The following is a 22,221-nucleotide window of genomic DNA, read 5'->3' as shown; positions in this document are numbered from 1 at the left end:
GCGGTTGCCGAGATGAGCACCGCGATGGAGCACAACAATGACAGACGACAACATCACCCTCTCTCGGCGGACCCTCCTCGGTGGGATGGCGGGCATCGGGCTCGCGGCAGGTGCGCTCGGGACAGGAACGTACGCGTTGCTGAGTGACACAGAATCCAGTGCCGACAACACGATTACGGCCGGAACGCTGAACCTGAAAGTCGACGGCCAAAACAGCGTCTCGGAGACTATCAACATCAGTTCGGCCGGCTCAGGGTCCTCCGGAAGCGGAACGGCCACGCTGAGCAATACCGGGTCGACGCACGGGAAGCTCGGCTTTGGCATCGAAAACGTCGAAAACTTCGAAGGCGCGAATCCCGAGTCGGAGTCGGGAGATACGAGCAACCCCGGCGAACTCGACCAGTACGTCTGGGTCGAAGTCGGTGTGATACAAAACGGCGTGAAGGTTCCGGGAGTCGGTCCGGCACCGCTGTCGGTACTCGACGACCTCTCGCGGATGACTGGCAGCATCCTCCGTGCCGGTTCCACCGCAACCATGTACATCGACTGGATGGTGCCCGACCTCGGCAACGACGCCCAAGGCGACAGAGCCGAGTTCGACGTCGTCATCGATATCGAAGAACGGCCAGTCTGGAGTGCAGACACCGTAGTCACGAGCGGTGATTCGATTCAGGCAGCTATCGACGCGGCCTCATCTGGGGACGTCATCGAGGTTCGGAACGGGACGTACACTGGCGACCTCGTCATCGACAAGCCGCTCACGCTCCTCTCGAAGAACGGCGCTGAGTACACGAAAATCGTCGGCGACGGAAGCACCGAACCGGGTGGAGCCCCGAACGTCGTCGTCAACGTCACAAGCTCTGACGTGACGGTCGAAGGATTCACCATCGACGGACTGGCCTCGACGCAAGGTGCACTGGACATCGCGGCGACGCTGTCCAACGTCTCCGTCATCTGTAATCGCCTCATCGGAAACGGTGGCAACAACCTCGGGACGCTCCAACCCGGCGACTACAGCGATATCGAGGTTGCGAGGAACGTCTTCGACGGCGCACCGAGCCTCATGGCCTACATCAACGGTGCCGCATCCGGCGGGACACAGAGCCAGAACATCACTGTCGTCGACAACTACTTCGGCGGCGAAATCGACAGCGGGAGCAAGCTCACGATGGGCTTCGAGGCCGACGGCGGCGAAATCGCTCGAAACATGTTCCTGACGGATATCTCCGGCGCGCCGTACGCCCAACTCGAACTCTTCGGGTCGAGCACGACAATCGAAGACAACCTGTTCGAGGTTCCCGCGGGCGGCGTGGGCATCCGCGACGGGAATTCGACCTATAACAACACGACGCTCCGCAACGACAACGCCTTCTTCGGTGACGGAACCGACGTGCAGGGGTAGTTGTCGCCTGCACCCCGTCGCTTCTTTTTCGTCGTCGCCGCTAGCGTCTCAGTGGTAGTCGCCGACTCCTCAGAGTTAGTCGTCGCCGCCGACGTTTTCTGTACTCTCGAACGTCGCCGGTTCGGGTTCGATATTCGCGTAGTTGACCGCGTCACGTCCCAGTCGCTCGACGCGCTCGACGAGGTCCTCGTCGAGGAGTTCGTCGCCATCGAAGGCCGAGGAGACGCTCGGAACCGCGGCTTGGTGCGGGAGCACCCACGCGTTCAGCGCGCGACAGACAGAGCGCAGATGTTCGAGCGCCGTAACCGGGAACGACCCACCGGCGACGGCGAGGACGCCGACGGTCTTCTCACTGAACTCGTCGAATCCGCAGTAGTCGAGAGCGTTCTTGAGGACGCCGGAGAACGACCCGTGGTAGACGGGCGTGCCGAGGAGGACGGCGTCCGCCTCGTCGACGATGCGAATGAGTTCGGCCGAGTCGCCCTGCTCGTCGAGATCGGCGTTCAGCGGCGGCAGGTCGAACTCTCGCAGGTCCACGAGTTCGGTCGTCGCACCCGCGGATTCGGCACCGTCGAGGGCGTACTGGAGGGCGAAACGAGTGTAACTGTGGTCTCGGAGACTGCCAGCGATGGCGACCACGTGTGTCTGCGTCATACTATCTGTCAACAGTGGTGGGATAAAAACAGCGTCGGCATGCGGCGCTGCGCCGCACAGGCGTAACAGAGACGCCGCTGGCCGACGAATGTGGCGTATGAACGTCATCCTCCACATCTCGAGTGGCGACGTCCACGACTGGAAACACGCGCTCTCGAACGCGCGGAACCTCCTCGCCGACGAGACAGTCGAGACAGATGCAGTCACGTTTCTCGCGAATGGCGACGCAGTTCACCTCCTCGTCGAGGGGACGCCCGTCCGCGGCAGAGTCGAAGCACTGCTCGAAGACGGTGTCCGCTGTTGTGCGTGTCGGAACTCGCTTCAGAACCGAGATATCGAACCGAGTTCGCTCGTCGACGAGGTTGTTGCGGTACCGTCCGGTGTCGGTGAACTCGCAACGCGACAGGCGGCAGGTGACGTGTACCTAAAAGTACCGTGAGAGAAGCAAGAACTACTCAGATGGACAGCGAACGTTCGGGTTGAAATTGGCAAGCACGCCGTTCGGGTTGCCTTTCCAGACCCACGCGTGGAGAGCGTAATGTGGGTCTTCTCCGTGCAGCGGGTGTGCTTCGTGACCGAAGAGCGTGAACGGTTCCGTAGACAGATATTCGACCGCGACGAGGTGGCGTTTGCCACCCCGTTGTTCGTACACCAGTACCTCGGGCTCCAAGTGGTCGACGTTGCCGTCGATGAGTTCAGGGTTCACGTAGTGGAACCCCATCGCGCCGTCTCCGTTTGGATTCGACACACAGTGGTTGTCGGTCAGATACCCGTCGGCAATCGCCGTCCGGACATCGTGATACTTCCTCGTGGCCCGTCTGACCTCCGCCAACTGTTTCCGTGCCTCCGAGTGTTCGGAGTGGGCGGACGCCAGTCCGGAACCGGCGGCGACTGCGCCGCTCGCTCCGAGCATTCGGAGTAGCGACCGCCTGGTTAGCTGTGACATTGCATGCTACGATTGTGTGCAATGATGAATTGTTATGCTACACATACCCCAGACTTGGAGCAATAACATCGTATTAACCGTACTGTAGCAACAACACCCGCTGTGAGAGCACTCGTGGGGCGAGTGCCGTTTTCGAAGGCCGTTCGATATCCGACTTCTCAGCCGTTTCTCGCCGCCGGAAGTGTGAGCGTCACGACGGTTCCCGTCGGGTCGTTCGCTTCGATGGAGATGCTCCCACCCAATCTCACGAGCAGCCAATTGACCATCCAGAGGCCCATCCCGTGGCCGTGCATCAACGGCTCTTCGAAGCCCCGTTCGAGCACCTCCTGTTCTACGTTGGGAATCCCCGTCCCGGTGTCTGCCACGGTAATTTCGATGCGGTCGTTCGTCTTCTTCGAAATCGTGATTTCGACGTCTTGGCGCGGCGTTTGGGTGTGGTGTATCGCGTTTTCGAGGAGTTCGTCGAGGGCCAGTTTGAGTGACTCTGTGTCCCCACGAACGCTCACGTCACGTCCCTCGACCCGAACCGACGCGGTCGGGTACTGAGCTTCGAACGCCGAAGCAACCCGCTTTACCAAGGGCAATACCGGTACGTCGTTCATTGGCGGATTGCGTTCGAGGATGCGACTCAACCGACGTGCTCGCTCCGCAATCTCGGCCAATTGTTCCGCGTTTCGTTTAATCTTCGACGCTCGGGACTGTGCCTCGGCGACGGAGAACGGCACCTCCTCGACTGGGAGTTCGTCGTTCTGTTCGAGCGTGTCGAGGTCCTCGCGAAGTAAATCGGCGTTCCCCATCACGACACCGAGTGAATTCCGGATATTGTGTCTGAGGATGCGATTCAACACCATGAGGCGTTGGTCGCGAATCTTCCGCTCGGTGACGTCGCGAATCACACCTCGGAGAATCTTGCTGTCTCCGCGTTGGGTCCGTTCCCCTCGGCAGTTGACCCACCGCTCGCGCCCCTCGGCAGTAATCAACCGAATTTCGACGTTGTACGGCTCTCCGGACTCTCGACACTCCTCGATTGCCTGTTCGAGAATCGGTCTGTCGTTCGGGTGGTAAAAACTGAGTGCCTCGCCAAGTGACGGTTCGTATTCGGGAGACACGTCGTGTATGCGTTTCGTGCCGTCAGTCCAGAGCAGTTCGTTCGTTTCGAGATTCAGTTCCCACCCACCGATATCGGAAATCGTCTCCGCTTCTTCGACGTGCTCGCCGAGCCGGGTGAACGCTTGTTCTCGCTGCACCCGCTCAGTCACGTCCTTACTGATACCAACCACCCGCGTCGGGCTTCCAGTATCGTCGTATTCGACGATTCCCTTCGCCCGAACCCAACACACCTCGTCCCTGACGAGTCGAAATTCGGTTAAGTAGGTTCCCGTTTCTCCGAGTGCCGTCTCTAACGCATCGATGACCTCAGATTGGTCTGCGGAGTGGATGTGACCAAGAAGCTCAGTGAAATCATCGATATCTCCGAACGTCGTCTGTGACGGTGGGTACAGGGAGATGGCGTCCGATTCGAGGTCCCACACCCAGATGACGGTGTCAGTAATCTGTAGCGCATATTCGACAATCGAGTGTTCGTCTTCCCACTGATTGTCGAGCGCCCCGTCATCGAATGGGTCCATATTGATACGTCATCAGTGAACGTATTCAATTTGGTTGTCAGAAGTTGGTTGTAATCCACGCTACTCAGAACCCGTGAGAATCCCGCCTGGTTCCACCAAACTCGAATCGTGACCAACCAGAAGGAAACTGGACGGCAGTTATCGCTTGAGCGATGCGACGGCTCCACTGTCGCCGTCTTCGAAGTCCACGAGGCCGTCGTCGGAGAGGTCTTCGAGAAGTCCCTGTAGCCAGTCGCGTCCGTGGTCGCCGCCGTAGTCGACTCGGACACGCGGCCCGAGTTCGTCCAGCGTCAACTCGTCGTACTCGCCGAGAACGCGGACGACTCGCCCGCGGAACTGGCGTCTACTTCCTTCGAAACTCGGCTGGGTCGGCACGTCGGGCGCGGTGAAGTCACCCGTCTCGTAGGCGTGACAGAAACGTCGCCACGGACAACCCGATTCGTCGCAGGTCGGCGTCTTCCCGCAGGCGACGCCGCCGAGTTCCATGATGGCGTTGTTCCAGACTCTCGATTTTCCATCGGGCATGAGTTCCGCGGCAGCCACCTCGAACACCGAGTCGTCGTCCGGGACCGCGAAGGCGCGGTGGAGCACGCGCTTGACGTTGGTATCGACGACTGCATCCCCGTTGTTGAACGCGAACGAAGCCACTGCGTTGGCGGTGTACGGGCCGACACCCATGAGTTCGGAGAGTTCGTCGGGCGACTCCGGAAACGCGCCGTCGTAGTCGTCGCGGACCTGTTGGGCCGCCTCGTGGAGGTATTTCGCGCGGTTGTTGTAGCCGAGGCTGTGACTCGTCCAGAACGCGACCACGTCCGCGCGGTCGGCCGCTGCGAGGTCCTGTACCGTCGGCCACTCGTCGAGGAATGCCTCCCACGCCTCGACCACGCGGCCGAGTTGCGTCTGCTGGCTCATCACTTCCGAGACGAGAATCTCGTAGGCGTCTTCGGTCCGCCGCCACGGGAAGTCGCGGTGGTCGTCTTCGTACCACTCGACCAGCGCCGTGCGGACCGCCTCTCGGTCGAGGTCCGATGGGAGTGCGGACTCCTCGTCGCTCATCGACCCGGCTTAGGACGGGGTGCGTTTAGCCGTGGCGATGACGGCTGCCTGACTCGGGGGGCTCCAGCGTCGTCTCTTACTCGACCGAGACGATTGAACAGTTGACTGTGGCTGCCCCCGACGCGAGCTGTTCCGCGTCGGTGGCCGAGTTGAGGTCGGAGACGCTACCGAACTCGGCGTTGTCGTAGATGTTCACAAACCACAGCGGAGAGTAGGTCTGGTCGCCCGGAACCGTGGCCACGACGTTGTGGGTCTGGTCGCTTCCCTCCTCGGTCATGAATCCAGACGCGGGACCGCTGCCATCCTCGCCGGGGTTCACGTTGAACGCGACGTAGATTGGCGAGAGCGGGACGCTCCCGTCGTTCACACTGAGTGGTGCCTCAGTGAACTGGAAGTAGGAGACGACTTCGCCTTTGTACCAGCCCTCGACGAGCCCCGCGTCGCCGTCGTCGTAGCGCATAGACGCCGTGGAGCCGTCGGGGACGACCGGACAATTGACAAGCATCTCGGTCGCTTCCGTCTCGTATCCGGCGTCTCCGATGTCCGCCAGACTAGTCACCGTGTTAGCCTCGTACGATTCCGGGACGGTCACTTTGTGGACCTGCCAGAAGTCGTTGTAGCCCCCGTCGCCCGGAATCACGTCGATGACGTTGAGTTGCCCGGAGACGGGCGTATCCTCGCCCTCACGGAAGAGGACGTAGATTGGAGCGGGAGTAGTCGTCTGGACGTCGAAGTTGTAGTATCGAACGACCGAGCCGTCGGGGCCGAGTCCCTGCGTGATAAACGGCATCTGGTCGAAGTCGATTGCCTCGTCGGGGCCGGGTAGGCCGTTCTCGTCGGTCCGGACCATCAACGTCCCGGCGGCCTCACTGAACCGGTCTATCGTCGCTCGCGGTGCCGACATCGGGTCAGTTGCCATCCCGTCGCCCGAGTCCATCCCGGTCGTCGGTTCCGTCATCGTTTCGTCGGCCATCGTCTCGTCACCGTCGCCGTCACTGTCGCCACCGGTGGTTCCGGTACATCCTGCGAGAAGCGTGGCCCCGCCGACGCCTGCCGCGACGAGGAACCGCCGTCGTGTGCTGTGAGTCGTCATCGTCGATTGAAGGGAGCCGCCGTCCGGGGATATTAGTTTTTTAACATCTGACCACACTCTGGATTAAGTCACTACAAACTCTCTTTCGACTCTCTACCAAATTCGGACCTCGAATGCGTGTCGGCCTGCCATCTGCTCGGTCGAAACTCGTATGCCCGTGACTGCCCGATGCACGGGCGATGACGCTCGACGAACTCTCCGACGACGTGCAAGATGCCTACAGCGACCTCGGCAGCGACCTCGACGTGTCGCTGGACCGTGAGACGCGCCACGAACTCGCGATGCTCGTCGCGCTGTTCGACCCCGAGGACACCGACGAACTCGTTCGGCGAGCGATTCACGTCCTCTTTCAGTCGTCGCTCGACCGCGGCCAACTGGACTTCCACCTCCGGCAGGGCTACGACGTCACCTACGACGAGTACCTCTCGGGGATGACCTACGAGGAGATGACCGGGCAGTCGCAGGCCCCGCCGCGAGACGACGTTCGTCGCTACCAGATGTAACTGCGCGAGGAGACAACGCTCTCGGCTGACGAGCAGCGTCTCCCACGCAACCGTTTCGACGACCGTCAGTGTGCTTCGAGTTCGACCGACACGCCATCTCTTCTGACGTAGCGTGTCGGGTCGCCCGGAACGACGTCGAAGGTTCGGAGACGAATCACCAGTCGCTCGTCGCCGACCGTCGCCCGCAACACGACGCCCTCTCCAGTCACGGCCACGTACGGCGGGGCCGCGACCGGCGGTGCTGGCATCGGTCGCCCCGTCGCAGTCACCGCGTCCGCGAGCGCACGGGGGAGTCTCGACAGCGCACCCGACCCGTCGAGTGCCCGGGCGAACGGCGGCACGACGCTGTCGCGGTCGGTCACAGAGTCGCCATCCCACTCGGCAGCGACGGCGTCTGCACACTGTCTGACGACGGTGATGAGTCGGTCGTGTTCTTCCTCCAGCACGCGCTCGGCGTCGTGGAGTGCGACCGAGAGCGGAGTCGTCCCGTCTGTCACAGGTCGTGCTGAGTCGGCATCCAATAAAAACCTCCGTACCGAGGAGCGAGACCGAAGTCCGAGAGGCGAAGCGAGGGAGAGAAAGAGGAAGTGAACGAAGAAGAGAAAGAGAAAGCCAGCGGGAGTCGCGGGGGAGAGTTAGTCGTCTGCCGTTGACGGCGCGTCGGCAGGGACCTCGGTCTCGTCAGTCATCGAGTAGTCTGCGTCGCCGACGGGTGTGTCCAGTTCGGTATCACCGACCGACGCGTCCAGTTCAGCGTCGCCGACCGACGCGTCCACGTCGAACTGTGCGAGTGCATCGTCGAGGTCGGCCGCGCTCTCGACGAGGTCGGTCGCGACCCCGGCGACTTCCTGCAATCTGGCGGCCTGCTCTTCGACGGCCGCGGAGACGCTTTCGGCCTCGCTCGTCGTCTCCTCGCCGATGCTGGCGACTTCGTCTGCCATCCCGAGTACTTCCTGTGTGGTTTCAGCCTGCTGGTCCGTCGCGTTGTCGATTTCGGCGACGCTGTGGTGGGTCTCTTCGACGCGGTCGACGACGCCGTCGAGCGACGAAATCGCCTCTTCGACCGCCTCGGACTCGTCGGTTACGCGTTCGCGCATCTGGTCGATGCGCTCGACGACGACGGCCCGCTGGTCTTGGAGGTCGGAGACGAGTTCCGCAATCGTCGCGGCGTACTCTTGGCTCTCTTCGGCGAGTTGCTTGACCTCCTCGGAGACGACGGCGAATCCTTCGCCCGCCTCGCCCGCCCGTGCCGCCTCGATTGAGGCGTTGAGCGCGAGGATGTTCGTCTGCTCGGCGAGGCCGGAGATGACGTCGGAGATAGATTCGATTTCGGCCAGTCGCTCGTCGAGGGCTTCGACCTCTTCGACCGTCTTGGCCGTCTCGTCGCGGATGTCGTCCATTCCGTCGAGCGCGGCGGAGGCAGCGTCGATACCAGTCTCGGTTCGGTCTGCGGTCTCGGCCGAAAGCGCCGCGAGGTCGCCCGCCGAGGCCGCGACCTGCTCGACCGACGCCGAGAGTTCGTCCATCTCGCCGGAGAGCGCGACGAGGTTGTCGGTCTGCTCTTCGGCCCCGCTGGAGATTTGTTCGACCGAGCGCGCGACCTGGTCGGCGGCGTCTCTGACTTCGGCGGTCGCCTGCGCCACGTCGTTGCTGCGGGCCGTGACTTCGGTGCCGAACTCGGCGACCGAATCGACGGTCGATTCGACCGCGTCCATCATCTCGTTGTACGATTCGGCGACGACGCGCATATCCTGGCTGGTCGAGTCGGTCGGGAGACGAACCGAGAGGTCGCCGTCCGCGGCGCGACCGATTCGCTCGCCGTAATCCTCGGCGTCAGCGCGTTGTTCGGCGAGGTCAGTCCGAAGTTGGTCGATGCCGGCGACGACGTCTCCAAGTTCGTCGGTTCGCCACGTCGGGAGGTCGACGTCGAGGTCGCCATCGCGGAGCCGGTCGACGCGACCGGAGAGTTGTTCGAGCGGTTTTGCGGTGTTCGCGTTGACGACCGCACCCAACCCGGCGAGCGTGACGACCGAGACGAAGACGAGTGCCGCGACGAGGAACCCGACAGTTCGGCCGAGCGAGTACGCGCTCGCGGTGGGGACGTGGACGAGGACGGCTATCTGTTCGCCAGCGGGGGCGTAGGCGACGAGGTGGCGCTCGTCGACGACGCTGTTCGCCGCGACAGTCTTCACGCCGCGGTTGCCTTCGAAGGCAGCGGCGAGAATTTCGAATTCCGAGGACGGGTAGTCGTCGCCGGCCAGCGAGCCAGTTCCTGCTTCGACCGCGCCGTTCGTCGAGACGAGTGACGTGAAACTCCCTTCGGCGGGCGTCTCGAACGACTGCGTGAGGCCCGTGATGTCGGCTTCGACGACGATTGCGCGGTCTGCGAGACCCGGCACGGCGCTCACGAACGAGACGAGTTTGGTTCCGGGGCGTTCGTACACCTCGGTCGTCGCGGTTTGCTCGTGGTCACCGACGGTCAGCGACCCGGTGACGAAATCGACGTCGTTCGGGATGGCGCTGCCGCCGCGGCGGACCTTCGACGAACTCGCGACGACCGTGTTCGTCTCGGTGTTGACGAAGTGAATCGCGTGGACGTCGTCGGGGAGCTTCGAGCGCTCTTTGGTGAAGAACTGCGATATCTCGTCGTGGTCGCCGGTCCAGAGAATTTCGTACTGCGAGAGCATCCGCGCCGACTGGGCGCGCTCGCGGAACCAACTCTGAGTCTGCTCGGCCTGCTGCCCGGCCGTGGCCTTCAGTTCTGCCTGTCTGTTTTCTGTTAATTCGTCCGAGACAGTGAGATATGTCACCCCACCTGCGACGGCCACGACGAGGACCGTCACCGCAAAGCCGAGAGCGAGTTTCCGCAGAAAACTGTCCCGAACTGTCGACGGCAACAGTCGGTCCAGTTGACGTGAGCGTTGCATGAGAGGATGCACCGGCGTCGGCGCGATAAGTGTCCTGCTGTGATTATTAAAACCGAAAATAGAGGAACATATCGGTCGAGAGACTGTATCGAGACACGTACGCTATTTTCTCATATATAGTATCATTAAACAAACGGAGCGGAGTACGTTTTCGGTGCCGCGATGGGTCGGCGGCGCGACCGACGTTCCCGGACGCTTTTTGCCGCCGCCCGCCCCGAATACGCGTATGGATATCGCAGACATCGAGGAACTCATCGAGTCGAACATCGAAGACGCCGACGCGACCGTCTCTCGCCCGCGGAGTTACGACGAGAATCACGAAGACGACCACTACGCCGCCGTCGTCATCTCGCCCGCGTTCGAGGGGAAGCCACTGGTCCAGCAGCACCAACTCGTCTACGACGCCCTCGGCGACCACATGACGACGGACATCCACGCGATGGAACTGAAGACCTACACGCCAGAGGAGTACGAGGCGCTGGAAGAGTGAGGCTAGAGGGGCGAACGCAAGAGTATTGACACGAGAGTGTCAGGTAATACTCGTGGACAAGGTTGTGCTGTATCAGGTGTCGATGAGTATCGTCGGCGCGAGCCTCGCGCTTAACGGCCTCCAAACGCTCCGTGGTGGGTCGGTGAGCATCAGTGCCGGACTGCTCGTTGTCGGTGGGGCCGGACTCGTCGTTTCGACCGGGTATCAGCTTGCGACCGGAAGCAGACCAGATCCCCTCCCCACGTGGACAGTGTGGGGCATGGTCCTCGCAGCAGCGTTGAGTATGGCTGGCATGGTCCTCGTCTTCTTGCCGTGAGCCCGCCACCCGGTGCGAAAAGAAGCGTTCGGCCCGAGCTACGCCTGCGGTTCGGGTTCCGCTAACTCGACAGACTCCAGCGACCGGTTTTTGAGTGCGTCACCGCTGGACGCGTCGAACAGGTGAACGGCGTCTTCGGGAATGTGGGCGTAGACGGTCTCGCCCGCCTCCACGCGGCGCATCCCGCCGACAGTCGCGACGAAGCGAGATTCGTCGCCGAAGTCGAGATAGACGGCGTTTTCGTTACCCATCGGTTCGACAACGTCGACGGTCGTCTCGTAGGTGTGGTCGGCGCTGCCGTCGGCGACGAGTTCGACGTCTTCCGGGCGAATACCGAGCGTCACGTGGTCGCTTCCCGAGACGGCGTCTTCCGACTCGGGCGAAATCGAGTAGGTGAACGAGTCGTCGGCGAGGGTGTCGCCGTGGACTTCCATCTGGAAGAAGTTCATCGACGGTTCGCCGATAAAGCCCGCGACGAAGCGGTTCGCCGGACGGTGGTACGCTTCCAGCGGCGTGGCGACCTGCTGGAGTTCGCCGTCGTTGAGGATGGCGATTCGGTCGCCCATCGTCATCGCCTCCGTCTGGTCGTGGGTGACGTAGACGGTGGTGACGCCGAGGTCCTCTTGGAGGCGCTGGAGTTCCGTCCGCATCTGCGAACGGAGCTTCGCGTCGAGGTTCGACAGCGGCTCGTCCATCAGGAACACTTCGGGGTCGCGGACGATGGCACGGCCGAGCGCGACGCGCTGTTGCTGTCCGCCGGAGAGTTCGCCGGGCTTTCGACCGAGCAGGTCGTCGATGCCGAGCATCTCGGCGGTCTCTTCGACGAGTGAGTCGATTTCGGCGTCGGCCATGTCGGTCGATTCTTCGAGGCCGAATCGCATGTTCCCCCGAACCGACATGTGCGGGTAGAGCGCGTACGACTGGAACACCATCGCAATGTCCCGGTCGCGGGGCGGTTTGTTGTCCATGCGGTCGTCGCCGAGGCGAATCTGCCCCTCGGAGACGGTTTCTAAGCCGGCAATCATTCGAAGCGTCGTGGACTTGCCGCACCCCGAGGGACCGACGAGGACGAGGAACTCCCCGTCTTCGATGGTCACTGAGGCGTCGTCGACGGCGACGACCTTCGAGCCGTCGTCGTCGAAGAACTTCGATACGTGGTCAAGCGTGAGGTCAGCCATGGGTCTGTGTTGGTGTCGTGGTGGTCGTCTGCGGTGCTACGCTGGAGTGGGAGGTCCCCGATGCGATGCTGAGATGGGTGGACGCGGCGGTCATGCTTCGCCCGCGACCCCCTTGGCGAACTTGTCGCCGAACAGGATGTAGACGAGCAACGTCGGCAGGGCGGCGACGAAGGCACCGGCCATCTGCGTGTTGAACGTCTGGATGATGCCACCCGTCAGTTCGTTGAGCGCGATGGTCGCCACCGCCGCGGGGCCGGACCCCGAGGGGATGATGACCAGCGCGAACAGCAGGTCGTTCCAAATCTGCGTGAACTGGTAGATGAGCGTCACCGCGAACATCGGCGTCGAGAGCGGGAGCACGATACGTCGGTAGACGGTAAAGACGCTCGCGCCGTCGAGGCGCGCCGCCTCCAGCATCTCCGTCGAGAGCTTCTTGTAGTAACTCCGGAACAGGAGCGTCGTGATGGGAATCCCGTACGCCGCGTGGGTGATGATGAGATTGATGATGCTCGCGTAGTGCGGGTGCGTGGCGAGTTCCACCGTCCCGAGGACGGGCACCTGCACCGAAAACAGCGTGATATCGAGGACGGGCGCGAGCAACTCTTGTGTGTCGACGATGGCCCAGAGCCGCGACAGCGGAATCAACACGGCCTGGTACGGGATGAAGATACCCGCGATGAACAGCGTGACGACGCCGAGTTGGCCGCGCCACTCGAAGTTCGTGAGGCCGTAGGCCGCGAAGCTCCCGAGCAGGGCCGACAGAATCGTCGCCGGAACCGCGAGCATGATACTGTTCAGGATGGCCGACGCGAGCGTGTCGATGGCGACGCTGAAGGGTTCGAGCGTGAAGCCGTCGGCCGTCGGCGGCACGAACGGCGGCGACGTGGCGAACTCGGCTTCGGTCTTCAGCGCGGTCATCAGCCCCGATTCGAGGGGCGAGAGGTAGAACGCCACGAGGCCGACGAGCGTCCCGTAGAGGACGACGCGAATTGGGTCGACCGCGTCGAAGTCGACGCCGAGTTGGTCGGCGATGTCGTCGCGGACGCTCATAGTTCACCCCGCCGGTACTCGCCGTAGAGGTACGGTGCGACCACCGCCAGCGCCACGAGGAACAGAACCACGGCGATAGCAGAGCCGTAGGCCCACTCGTTCGCGGCGAACGCCTGTCGGTACATCATCGTCGAGAGGATGTCCGCGGTCGGTCCGGGGTTGTTCCCGAACATCACGTACAGGAAGTCGAACGCCTTGAGCGCGAACACCATCAGGACGACGGCGGCGCTCACCGTGGAGGCGCGGAGTTGCGGGAGAATGACCCGGCGGTACATCCGTACCGTGGACGCGCCGTCGACCCGCGCGGCCTCGTACTGGTCGTCGGGAATCGCCCGCAACCCAGCGAGATACACGACCATCGCGTAGCCGCTGAACTGCCAGAGCAGCGCGAAGATGACGGCGAAGAGTTTGAACTGCAGCGTCTCGGGGACGAGCGGAATCGCACTGAGTGCGCCCAGTTCGACGCCGCCAGCGAGCCACTTCGACGCGAGGAAGTCGAGGCCGATTCCCCGCAGGAAGACGTTGATAACGCCCGAATCGAAGTTGTACATCCACCGCCAGAACACCGCCGTCACGACGAACGACAGGCTGAACGGCAGCAGGTAGATGGTTCGGAACCAGTTCTCGAAGCGAATGCCCCGGTCGACGAGGATGGCGAGTCCGAGGCCACCGGCCAGCGAGAGTCCCGTAAACGAGACGAGGAGTACGAACGTGTTCCGCGTGGCGAGCCAGAACTGGCCGTCAGAGAGGGCGCGGCGGTACATCTCCAAGTCGAACGCCGTGGGGTCGTACGTCGGCAGTTGCAGCCCCGCGAAGTCGGTAAAGGAGATGATGACGTTCCAGCCGATAGCGCCGTAGACGAAAAAGCCCATCAGCAGGAACGGCGGGAGCCAGAACGGCGCGGAGCGAACCGCCTCGCTCTCGCGGAGCGACGACACCGCCGACTCGATGCCGTCCCGGAGCGACGCGATATCGTCGGGCAGAGGGCCAGTCCCACTCCCCCCGCTGCCGTCGCGGCCTAGGAGTCGCTTGAGGGTGTTGAGTGACATGATGAAAGTGGAAAGGGAGGAAGTCGCCTATTCGAACGCCGCCTTCAGGTCGGCGTAGGCCGACTCGACGTCGTAGCCGGAGATGAACGACGACATGGCGTCACCGAAGCCGGTGAGGGCGTCGGGACTGACTGCGAGCCCGTGCTGAATCGACAGCGGCTGGGCGTCGGAGTTCGCGAAGTCGTCCATCTGGCTCTGCAGGAACGGACCGAAGGCGTCCTTCGGAACGTCGGTGCGCGGCGGGATGGAACCCTTCTTGGGGTTGAACCGCTTTTGCGCGTCGACGGAGCCGACGTAGCGGAGGAACTTCTTGGTCGCCTCGGGGGACGGGTTGTTCGCCGGGAAGGGGAACGAGTCCATGTTGAGCGCGTAGACGCCCTTCGTCCCCGGGAAGGGAACCTGGTTCCAGTGAGTCTCGTACTCGAAGCCGTCCTGTCCGCGGTACATCCCCGCAGCCCAGTCGCCTTGGTGGAAGAACGCCGCGTCGCCCTCGATGACCTTCGAGTTGGCGTCCTGCCACGAGATGGACCCGGCGTCGTTCGGGTAGTACTCGGAGTACTGCTTCACGATTTTGAGCGACTCTTTGACCGCCTCGGCGTTCGCTTCGACGTTACCCGCCGTGACGTCGGCGTACACGTCTGCACCGAACTCGCCGAGGAGCACCTGCGCCCAGAGCTGGCCGGTGGACCATGCAGACTTCGTCTGCTGGGCCATGCCGACGTAGCCCGCCTCCTCGACCTTCGCCATGGCATCGACGAGTGCGCTCGGCGAGTCGATGCTCGCTGGGTCGACGCCGGCGTCTTCGACGACTTCGACGTTGTAGAAGAGGTTGTTCAGCCGGTGGATGTTGAGGGGGACCGTGACGAACTCCCCTGCGGGCTTGGCTGCCTTCTTCGGCCCGTCGAGGTAGGCGTTCTTCATGTCGTTGTGACCCCACACCGACTCCTCGATGTCGGCCAGCTTGTCGGCGTCCGTGTACGGCTGCAGGTTCGCACCCGGCCACGCCTGCCACGAACTCGGCGGGTCGTTGTTGAGGATGCGCTTTTTGATGACTGCGTGGAGGTTCTGTCCGGCACCACCAGCCACCGGGTTCTCCGTCACTTCGATGTCCGGATACTTCTCTTTGAAGCCCTCGAAGAGCGCCTGGATGGCGGCACCACCGTCGCCGCCGGTCCACCAGTGCTGCACTTCGAGTGCGTTGCCACCGGAACTCCCCTCGCCGCCGCTTTCTGTCGTCTCCGAGTCGCCGGAACTTCCGCCGTCCGACTCGGTTGCCTCGGCGTCCGAATCGCCGTTGCCACCGCCGGTACACCCGGCCAGAAGCGCCGCACTGCCCGCTCCTCCTGCTACTTTCAGATACGTGCGTCGAGAGAGTCCGTCTGTGTCTGGTGTATCAGTCATGATTTTTGAACCGTGACAGCTCTACACATACGGTTTAGATTCGGCTACTTAAATCTTTTTAAATTGTAATTCGTAACCGAGTAAATTTTCATGAGTAATTAATATTAGTTGGTGGAATCGGCAGACTGCGACGGAGTACGTTGGAAATAAATAATTATTCAGATATTAGTTAATTCTTCGATTTCGTGTGAACAGACGGCACAGACCAATGGATTTTATCTGACGCCGCGCGGACCGCCCACGCATGGGTAACGACGAGTTCCGTATCGAGCAGGACAGTCTCGGGGAGATGGAGGTACCGGTCGACGCGTACTGGGGCGCACAGACCCAGCGTGCGGTCGAGAACTTCCCCATCTCGGGAATCACGTTCGGGCGACGCTTCGTGCGCGCGCTGGGCGTCGTCAAGAAGGCCGCCGCGCAGGCGAACCGTGACCTCGGCATGATCGACGAGGACGTCGCCGAGGCAGTCGTCGCCGCGGCCGACGAAGTCATCGCGGGCGAACTCGACGACCAGTTCCCGGTCGACGTCTTCCAGACCGGTTCGGGCACGTCGTCGAACATGAACGTGAACGAGGTCATCGCCAACCGCGCCGCCGAAATCATGGGCAAGGAAATCGGCGACCGCGCCGTCCACCCGAACGACCACGTCAACTTCGGCCAGTCTTCGAACGACGTCATCCCGACCGCGATGCACGTCTCGGCGCTCGAAGCGGTCGAGAAGGACCTCATCCCCGCACTGGAGACACTCGCCGACGCGCTCGCCGACAAAGAAGACGAGTTCGACGGCGTCGTCAAGACCGGCCGCACGCACCTGCAGGACGCGACGCCCGTCCGTCTCGGTCAGGAGTTCGGCGGCTACCGCACGCAGGTCGAAAAGGGCATCCAGCGCGTGCAGAACGTCCGCGACCACCTCGGCGAACTCGCACTCGGCGGCACCGCCGTCGGCACGGGACTGAACACGCACCCCGAGTTCCCCGCGAAGGCGGCCGAGTACATGTCCGAAGAGACCGGCGTCGAGTTCCGCGAGGCCGACAACCACTTCGAGGCGCAGGCCGCCCACGACGCGATGTCCGAGGCACACGGCGCACTCCGCACGGTCGCTGGCTCACTCAACAAGATTGCCAACGACCTCCGCCTGCTCGCCTCCGGTCCCCGCAACGGACTCGGTGAACTCGAACAGCCGGAGAACCAGCCTGGCTCGTCTATCATGCCCGGCAAAATCAACCCCGTCGTCGCCGAGGCGGTCAACCAAGTCCACAAGCAGGTCGTCGGCAACGACGCCGCCATCGCCGCCGGTGCTGCCGAGGGGCAAATCGACCTCAACCTCTACAAGCCCGTGCTCGCGCACAACTTCCTCGAATCGGCGAAACTCCTCGCGAACTCCTCGGAAGTGTTCGCCGAGCGCTTCGTCGCCAAACTCGAAGCCAACGAGGAACACTGCGCAGAGCAGGTCGAACAGTCCATGGCGCTCGCGACGGCGCTCAACCCGGCTATCGGCTACGACAAAGCCTCCAAGGTCGCAAAGAAGGCACTCGCCGAAGATAAGACGGTCCGACAGGTCGCCGTCGACGAAGGCTACCTCACGGAAGCGGAAGCCGACGAGGTTCTCGACCCCGAGAAGATGACCCACCCGGGTATCCTCGGCGACGACTGAGAACTCAATAGATTAGATTCTAGTTTTTTGATGTTTTAGGAACAGCATAAATCACTATGTGAGTGGTTAGCATACCCTTCGTGGAGGACAAATACGAATCTAAACGGCGTTAGATTTACTCTGTATTTGGTCAACAATCACTACACAGCGCCGCCGTGACAATCGTCATCGAACAAGATTTTCACAGGAAATCGCGAAAATCGGTATTTTCAAGCCTCAATTCTACGTCTATAGAGATATGCCCGGACTGCAACAGCAGCGGGCCCATGGGCGAGACATGTTGGAATGTCGAGGTTGTGGGGCCGTCTTCGCGGAGGGGAGAGCGACAAACGATGGTTGGACATATATTTGCCCAGAGTGTGAGCAGGTCGAGGGCATAGGTCAGGGACTTCGCCGTCTCTGACGGCAGACTGATTCCTTTTTTAGTCCCGCGGTCACAGGGAGTACCAATGAGCGAGTACGACTACGAGGACCTCGGACTCGTCGTGGGGCTGGAGATTCACCAGCAACTCGACACTGCGACGAAGCTGTTCTGTAGCTGTCCGACGGCACTTCGCGAGCCCGACGAAGCGGAACGGACGTTCACGCGCTTCCTCCACCCGACGAAGAGTGAGCTCGGCGAACTCGACGAAGCCGCCCTCGAAGAGAGCCGTGTCGACCGCGAGTTCGAGTACCTCGCCTACGACACGACCTGTCTGGTCGAAGAGGACGACGAACCGCCGCACGAACTCGACGTCGAGGCGCGAACCGTGGCGATGCAAATCGCCGAACTGCTCGACATGCAGGTGGTCGACCAGGCGCACGTGATGCGCAAACTCGTCATCGACGGCTCGAACACCTCCGGCTTCCAGCGCACCACGCTCGTCGCGCAGGACGGCGAAATAGACACGAGCGAGGGTCCCGTCTCCATCGTCGACATCATGCTCGAAGAGGAGTCCGCCCAGCGCATCGAAGAGCGCGACGACGGCGTCCTCTTCAGCCTCGACCGCCTCGGCATCCCGCTCGTCGAAATCGGAACCGGCCCGGACATCACCTCGCCCGAGCAGGCGCGCGAGGCGGCCGAGACCATCGGGATGCTCCTGCGCTCTACCGGCAAAGTAAAGCGCGGTCTCGGCACCATCCGCCAAGACGTCAACGTCTCCATCGAAGAGGGTGCGCGCGTCGAAATCAAGGGCGTACAGGCCCTCGACCAAATCGACGAAATCGTCCGCTCCGAAGTCGGCCGACAGGCCGAACTCATCGAGATTCGCGACGAACTGCAGTCCCGCGGGGCGTCCGTCGGCGACGTGACCGACGTGACCGACGTGTTCGAAGACTCTGACTCCGGCGTCATCCGCGGCGCACTCGACTCCGGCGGGAAGGTCATGGGCGTCCGCCTCGCTGGCTTCGACGGCCTCGTCGGCCGCGAACTCCAGCCTGACCGCCGCCTCGGCACCGAGTTCTCCGACCACGCCAAGCGCCACGGCGCGGGCGGCATCTTCCACACCGACGAACTCCCCGCCTACGGCGTCACCGAAGACGAAGTCGAGGCGCTCCGCGATGCGGTCGATGCCGGCTCGGAGGACGCAGTCGCTATCGTCGCGGACGACCCCGAAACCGCGGACCTCGCCATCGAAGCGGTCGCCGACCGCGCCGAAGTCGCAATCGAGGAAGTCCCCGAAGAGACCCGCGGTGCCAACGACGACGGCACGACGCGCTACCTTCGCCCGCTTCCCGGTGCGGCCCGAATGTACCCCGAGACGGACGTCATCCCCGTCGACCTCGACCCCAGCGACGTGGAGACGCCCGAACTCCTCACCGAGAAGGTCGACCGGTATCAGGACGAGTTCGGTCTCGACGCCGGACTCGCCGACCAGGTCGCCTACGGCCGCAAGATGCCGCTGTTCGAGCAGGCGGTCGACGAGGGCATCGACGCGACGTTCGCAGCGGGGCTTCTCGAATCGACGCTCACCGAACTCCGCCGCGACGACGTCGCGGTCGAGAACATCACCGACGACCACCTGCTCGCCGTCATGCACCTCGTCGAAGACGGTGACCTCGCGAAAGAGGGTGTCAACGACGTACTCTCGACCATCGCGGAGAACCCGGACCTCTCTGCTGAGGAAGCGGTCGAAGAAGCAGGCCTCTCGGGCGTCTCCGAAGACGAAGTCCGCGAGGCAATCGCGGAAGTCGTCGAGCGTAACGCCGGACAGGTCGAAGAACAGGGGATGGGCGCGTTCTCCGCCCTCATGGGCGAAGCGATGGGCGCGCTCCGCGGCAAGGCCGACGGCGGCGTCGTGAGCGACGTGCTCCGCGAAGAGATTCAAAAGCGGGCCTAACGCCGGGGCCGCGCAGTCGTCTTTTTTCCGTCCTCACGTCATCGAGCGGTCGCCACCGCGAGTCGCCCGGTTCCAGAGCGTCCGGACGGCGTACTCGGTACCGGCCGCGAGGAAGAGGACGATGACGAGCACCGGTCCGAACAGGGCGAACATCCCGAGTGCGTCAGTCTCGCCGCGGACGTGCAGAAACGACCACCAGACGAGTTCGGTGACGCCGAACAGACCGACGAGCGGGACGAGGAGACCACGACTGGCGTACAACCGGGCCGCAGCGACGACGAACCCCGCGAGTACGGTGAACGAGAACGCGAGGAATCCAGTGGCCGCGACTGGGTCGTCGACGATTCCCGAGGGAAGCGCGTCGGTCGCAAGCCGAGCAACTGCCCAGACCGAGAGCGTTACGGTGGCATACCCGAAGCCAAGCAGTGCCAGCGGTCTCCAGTCGCGAGCCATTCGCCTCCGGGTTGCGTACACCACGGCGACGACCACGAGACCGGTAACTGATGCGACGATGTGCGTCAACACTTGACTGCCGAGTACGGGGTCGGGTGTTCCGGGCATCTTACTTCACCTCGATGTGCGTCATCGACTCGTCGGCCATCGTCTGTAGGCGCTCTACGCGCTCGTCGGTCGCGGGATGGGTCGAAAGCAGGTCCGAGACGGGGTCGTCCACCTCGACTTCGCCGTAGACCCACAGCGGCGACATCCCCCATTTCGGGCGGGACGCACGCTCCAGTTTGCGCAGTGCCGACGCGAGGGCGAGCGGCTTTCCCGTCACCGCCGCGGCTCTGGCGTCGGCGGCGAATTCGCGCTTGCGTGACTGCGAGCGAACGAGAACCGTCAGTCCGAAGCCGAACGCGCCGACGAGCGTATCGAGGAGTCGCCGGAACCGCCCCGGAATCGTCTTGTCCCACTCGCGGGGCGTCCCGCGAATCCACGCGGTCCCGAGCGCGATACCGGTCGTCAGGAACGTCACCGGCGAGACGACGAAGAACCCGACGCCGACGGCGGTCTGGATGATGCTTGCGACGAGCGACTGGACGAGGCTGTCTTTTCGTTCGAGGTGGGCGAGTTCGTGCGCCAACAGCGCCTCGAACTCGTCGCCGTCGAGCAATCGAAACAGCGCCGCGTCGAGGACGACCACGTCGCGTCCGACCGGGTCGAGCGCCATCGCGTTCGGGGCCGCAAAGTGCGCCAGTTTCAGTGACGGCGGCGTGATTCCCATCTGGTCAGACAAGCGGTCGCGGAGGCGGTAGATACGAGGGGCCTCCGACGGGTGTAGGTCACGGGCGTCGAGTTGACTGAGGAGTTGCACCGTCCCGAAGCGGAAACTCAGGTAGCCGAGTACGACCGCGATGCCGACACCGACCAGCGCACCCGTCACGGGGTCGGGGCGCAGTCGCCACAGCGTCACCACCGCAAAGGCGCTGAGGGCGCTGAGCGTCAGATAGAACACGAGGACGGTCACTCCCACCAGAACCATCTGGAAGCGCGAGCGACCTGCAGGCGAGGCCATCTCCTGTGGAGATACGGTGCCGACTTGCAAACGCTTGTCGGCAGTGTGGACCCGCGAATGGGGAGATTCGAAAACCGTCGACATCGGCAGCAGTCTCGGGCCGACGACACAAGAGCTACACGATAGTGATGTGGATAAAGCAACATGTTTGAGTGGTTCTCGAATCGATTCACGGACCCGAGTGCGGTGGCGTTGGTGTTGGGACTCCGTTTTCTCACGTACGCGGCGTCCACGTGGCTGACCGCGGCAGCAGTCGGGCTTCGTTCCCGGCTGACGGCCCTCAGCAGTGGCTTGACGGTCGCCTCAATCGTGCTGATGGTTCTGATTCTGCACCCCGAGGGGCTTCCCAATTCGGCATCCTCCCTCGACATGCTCGTCCACCTGACGTTTCCCGTAATTGCGGGATACGCCGTCTACTCGAACCCATCGGACAGGCGCTGGGTCGGCGTGGCGCTCCTCGTGCTCTCGACGCTGTTTTTCTTCACGGTGTTGCTCGTCCTCTACGCAGACGGCCCGTGAGATGCCGTGTTCGTACACCGCTACTTTCTCGATACTCCCGTCCGAAGCGGGTGATATGCGATTCTTCGAAGACCTCTCAGTCGGCGATATCTACGACTTCGGCGACTACGAGGTGCACAGAGACGAGATTCTGGAGTTCGCCGAACAGTACGACCCGCAGTGGTTCCACACCGACCCTGAGCGGGCGGAAGCCGAGTCGATGTACGGCGGCGTCATCGCCAGCGGGTGGCACACCACCGCGATGACGATGCGCCTCCTCGTGGACGGCTTCCTCAGCGACTCGGCGGCCCTCGGCGCGAAGGGCGTCGACGAACTCCGCTGGTGGAAACCGGTCTACCCCGGCGACACGCTCACCATCGAGAACGAAGTGCTGGAGCTGACGCCCGAGACGGACGACCGCGGACTCGCCGAAATTCGGACGACGACCTACGCGGAGCGCGAGTCGGGCGAGGTGGAGAAGGTCTGTTCGTTCGTCGGTCTCGTGATGTTCGTCCGGCGAGAATCGGAGTAATCCGGAGCGA

23 protein-coding genes are annotated in these 22,221 nt (G+C 62.8%); 10 read left to right on the top strand and 13 right to left on the bottom strand.

All coding sequences use genetic code 11. The features are described 5' to 3' along the window. Positions 1-37 precede the first annotated feature (37 nt). Positions 38-1,402 (top strand): right-handed parallel beta-helix repeat-containing protein, encoded by a 1,365-nt coding sequence (locus KU306_RS14155; RefSeq protein WP_007543720.1) that lies wholly within the window; start codon positions 38-40, stop codon positions 1,400-1,402. A gap of 75 nt (positions 1,403-1,477) precedes the next feature. Here KU306_RS14155 and KU306_RS14150 read toward each other — a convergent pair whose 3' ends face one another. After that, complete coding sequence (locus KU306_RS14150) at positions 1,478-2,056, bottom strand: NADPH-dependent FMN reductase (RefSeq protein WP_007543721.1); 579 nt, start codon at positions 2,054-2,056, stop codon at positions 1,478-1,480. Between the two features lie 97 nt (positions 2,057-2,153). Here KU306_RS14150 and KU306_RS14145 point away from each other — a divergent pair, with 97 nt between their 5' ends. After that, entirely contained in the window at positions 2,154-2,495 is a 342-nt protein-coding gene (locus tag KU306_RS14145; RefSeq protein ID WP_007543722.1) for a DsrE family protein, read from the top strand. 12 nt (positions 2,496-2,507) lie between these two features. On the opposite strand, the gene KU306_RS14140 is transcribed toward KU306_RS14145, so the two are convergent. From KU306_RS14140 to KU306_RS14125, 4 genes are all read right to left on the bottom strand, one after another. After that, positions 2,508-3,002: a hypothetical protein gene (locus KU306_RS14140; RefSeq protein ID WP_258302324.1), complete on the bottom strand. Its 495-nt coding sequence runs from the start codon at positions 3,000-3,002 to the stop codon at positions 2,508-2,510. Positions 3,003-3,160: 158 nt separating this feature from the next. Next, positions 3,161-4,630 (bottom strand): PAS domain-containing sensor histidine kinase, encoded by a 1,470-nt coding sequence (locus tag KU306_RS14135; RefSeq protein WP_258302323.1) that lies wholly within the window; start codon positions 4,628-4,630, stop codon positions 3,161-3,163. 138 nt (positions 4,631-4,768) lie between these two features. Further along, positions 4,769-5,686, bottom strand: coding sequence for an HhH-GPD family protein (locus tag KU306_RS14130; RefSeq protein WP_007543725.1), 918 nt, complete (start codon positions 5,684-5,686; stop codon positions 4,769-4,771). Between the two features lie 76 nt (positions 5,687-5,762). Beyond that, positions 5,763-6,779 carry a hypothetical protein gene (locus KU306_RS14125; RefSeq protein WP_258302322.1) on the bottom strand — a complete coding sequence of 339 codons (1,017 nt, stop codon included), beginning with the start codon at positions 6,777-6,779 and terminating at the stop codon, positions 5,763-5,765. Between the two features lie 179 nt (positions 6,780-6,958). On the opposite strand from KU306_RS14125, the gene KU306_RS14120 reads away from it, so the two are divergent. After that, positions 6,959-7,282, top strand: a complete 324-nt coding sequence (locus tag KU306_RS14120) for a ribbon-helix-helix protein (RefSeq protein ID WP_007543729.1) — start codon at positions 6,959-6,961, stop codon at positions 7,280-7,282. Positions 7,283-7,347: 65 nt separating this feature from the next. Here KU306_RS14120 and KU306_RS14115 read toward each other — a convergent pair whose 3' ends face one another. Both KU306_RS14115 and KU306_RS14110 read right to left on the bottom strand, forming a co-directional pair. Continuing rightward, positions 7,348-7,779, bottom strand: coding sequence for a DUF7988 family protein (locus tag KU306_RS14115; protein WP_074794779.1), 432 nt, complete (start codon positions 7,777-7,779; stop codon positions 7,348-7,350). A 138-nt stretch (positions 7,780-7,917) separates the two neighbouring features. Continuing rightward, on the bottom strand, positions 7,918-10,209 hold the full coding sequence (locus KU306_RS14110; RefSeq protein ID WP_258302321.1) for a methyl-accepting chemotaxis protein: 2,292 nt from the start codon (positions 10,207-10,209) through the stop codon (positions 7,918-7,920). Between the two features lie 226 nt (positions 10,210-10,435). Here KU306_RS14110 and KU306_RS14105 point away from each other — a divergent pair, with 226 nt between their 5' ends. Together KU306_RS14105 and KU306_RS14100 are read left to right on the top strand one after the other, a co-directional pair. Continuing rightward, on the top strand, positions 10,436-10,699 hold the full coding sequence (locus KU306_RS14105; protein ID WP_074794772.1) for a BolA family protein: 264 nt from the start codon (positions 10,436-10,438) through the stop codon (positions 10,697-10,699). A 52-nt stretch (positions 10,700-10,751) separates the two neighbouring features. Next, positions 10,752-11,015, top strand: coding sequence for a hypothetical protein (locus KU306_RS14100; RefSeq protein WP_258302320.1), 264 nt, complete (start codon positions 10,752-10,754; stop codon positions 11,013-11,015). Positions 11,016-11,053: 38 nt separating this feature from the next. Here the strand turns inward: KU306_RS14100 and KU306_RS14095 are convergent, their stop codons facing one another. The 4 genes from KU306_RS14095 to KU306_RS14080 all read right to left on the bottom strand — a co-directional run bounded on the left by KU306_RS14095 (position 11,054) and on the right by KU306_RS14080 (position 15,693). Further along, the gene (locus KU306_RS14095; protein WP_258302319.1) at positions 11,054-12,193 is read right to left on the bottom strand and encodes an ABC transporter ATP-binding protein; all 1,140 of its coding nucleotides are present in this window, start codon (positions 12,191-12,193) and stop codon (positions 11,054-11,056) included. Positions 12,194-12,283: 90 nt separating this feature from the next. Continuing rightward, on the bottom strand, positions 12,284-13,243 hold the full coding sequence (locus KU306_RS14090) for a carbohydrate ABC transporter permease (RefSeq protein WP_258302318.1): 960 nt from the start codon (positions 13,241-13,243) through the stop codon (positions 12,284-12,286). Next, positions 13,240-14,292: a carbohydrate ABC transporter permease gene (locus KU306_RS14085; RefSeq protein WP_258302317.1), complete on the bottom strand. Its 1,053-nt coding sequence runs from the start codon at positions 14,290-14,292 to the stop codon at positions 13,240-13,242. The genes KU306_RS14090 and KU306_RS14085 overlap by 4 nt, the downstream gene beginning before the upstream one ends. A gap of 27 nt (positions 14,293-14,319) precedes the next feature. Next, complete coding sequence (locus tag KU306_RS14080; RefSeq protein ID WP_007543749.1) at positions 14,320-15,693, bottom strand: ABC transporter substrate-binding protein; 1,374 nt, start codon at positions 15,691-15,693, stop codon at positions 14,320-14,322. 244 nt (positions 15,694-15,937) lie between these two features. Between KU306_RS14080 and KU306_RS14075 the strand changes: the two genes are divergently transcribed. The 3 genes from KU306_RS14075 to gatE all read left to right on the top strand — a co-directional run bounded on the left by KU306_RS14075 (position 15,938) and on the right by gatE (position 19,665). Beyond that, a complete protein-coding gene (locus tag KU306_RS14075) occupies positions 15,938-17,347 on the top strand; it encodes a class II fumarate hydratase (protein WP_258302316.1) in 1,410 nt (469 codons plus the stop codon). Positions 17,348-17,585: 238 nt separating this feature from the next. Continuing rightward, on the top strand, positions 17,586-17,750 hold the full coding sequence (locus tag KU306_RS18990) for an HVO_2901 family zinc finger protein (protein ID WP_309138735.1): 165 nt from the start codon (positions 17,586-17,588) through the stop codon (positions 17,748-17,750). A 46-nt stretch (positions 17,751-17,796) separates the two neighbouring features. Further along, on the top strand, positions 17,797-19,665 hold the full coding sequence (gene gatE, locus KU306_RS14070) for a Glu-tRNA(Gln) amidotransferase subunit GatE (protein WP_258302315.1): 1,869 nt from the start codon (positions 17,797-17,799) through the stop codon (positions 19,663-19,665). Positions 19,666-19,698: 33 nt separating this feature from the next. On the opposite strand, the gene KU306_RS14065 is transcribed toward gatE, so the two are convergent. Both KU306_RS14065 and KU306_RS14060 read right to left on the bottom strand, forming a co-directional pair. Beyond that, positions 19,699-20,226, bottom strand: a complete 528-nt coding sequence (locus KU306_RS14065; protein WP_258302314.1) for a hypothetical protein — start codon at positions 20,224-20,226, stop codon at positions 19,699-19,701. 1 nt (position 20,227) lies between these two features. Beyond that, on the bottom strand, positions 20,228-21,148 hold the full coding sequence (locus KU306_RS14060) for a M48 family metallopeptidase (RefSeq protein WP_258303403.1): 921 nt from the start codon (positions 21,146-21,148) through the stop codon (positions 20,228-20,230). A gap of 177 nt (positions 21,149-21,325) precedes the next feature. Between KU306_RS14060 and KU306_RS14055 the strand changes: the two genes are divergently transcribed. After that, the gene (locus KU306_RS14055) at positions 21,326-21,700 is read left to right on the top strand and encodes a hypothetical protein (RefSeq protein ID WP_258302312.1); all 375 of its coding nucleotides are present in this window, start codon (positions 21,326-21,328) and stop codon (positions 21,698-21,700) included. Between the two features lie 55 nt (positions 21,701-21,755). After that, on the top strand, positions 21,756-22,211 hold the full coding sequence (locus KU306_RS14050; protein ID WP_258302311.1) for a MaoC family dehydratase: 456 nt from the start codon (positions 21,756-21,758) through the stop codon (positions 22,209-22,211). Positions 22,212-22,221: the final 10 nt, after the last annotated feature.

Origin of the sequence: Haloferax larsenii, assembly GCF_024730625.1 — an archaeon.
GTDB classification, from domain to species: domain Archaea; phylum Halobacteriota; class Halobacteria; order Halobacteriales; family Haloferacaceae; genus Haloferax; species Haloferax larsenii.
The sequence above is the reverse complement of the archived record's forward strand: the minus strand, read 5'-3'. Positions and strand labels throughout refer to the sequence as shown.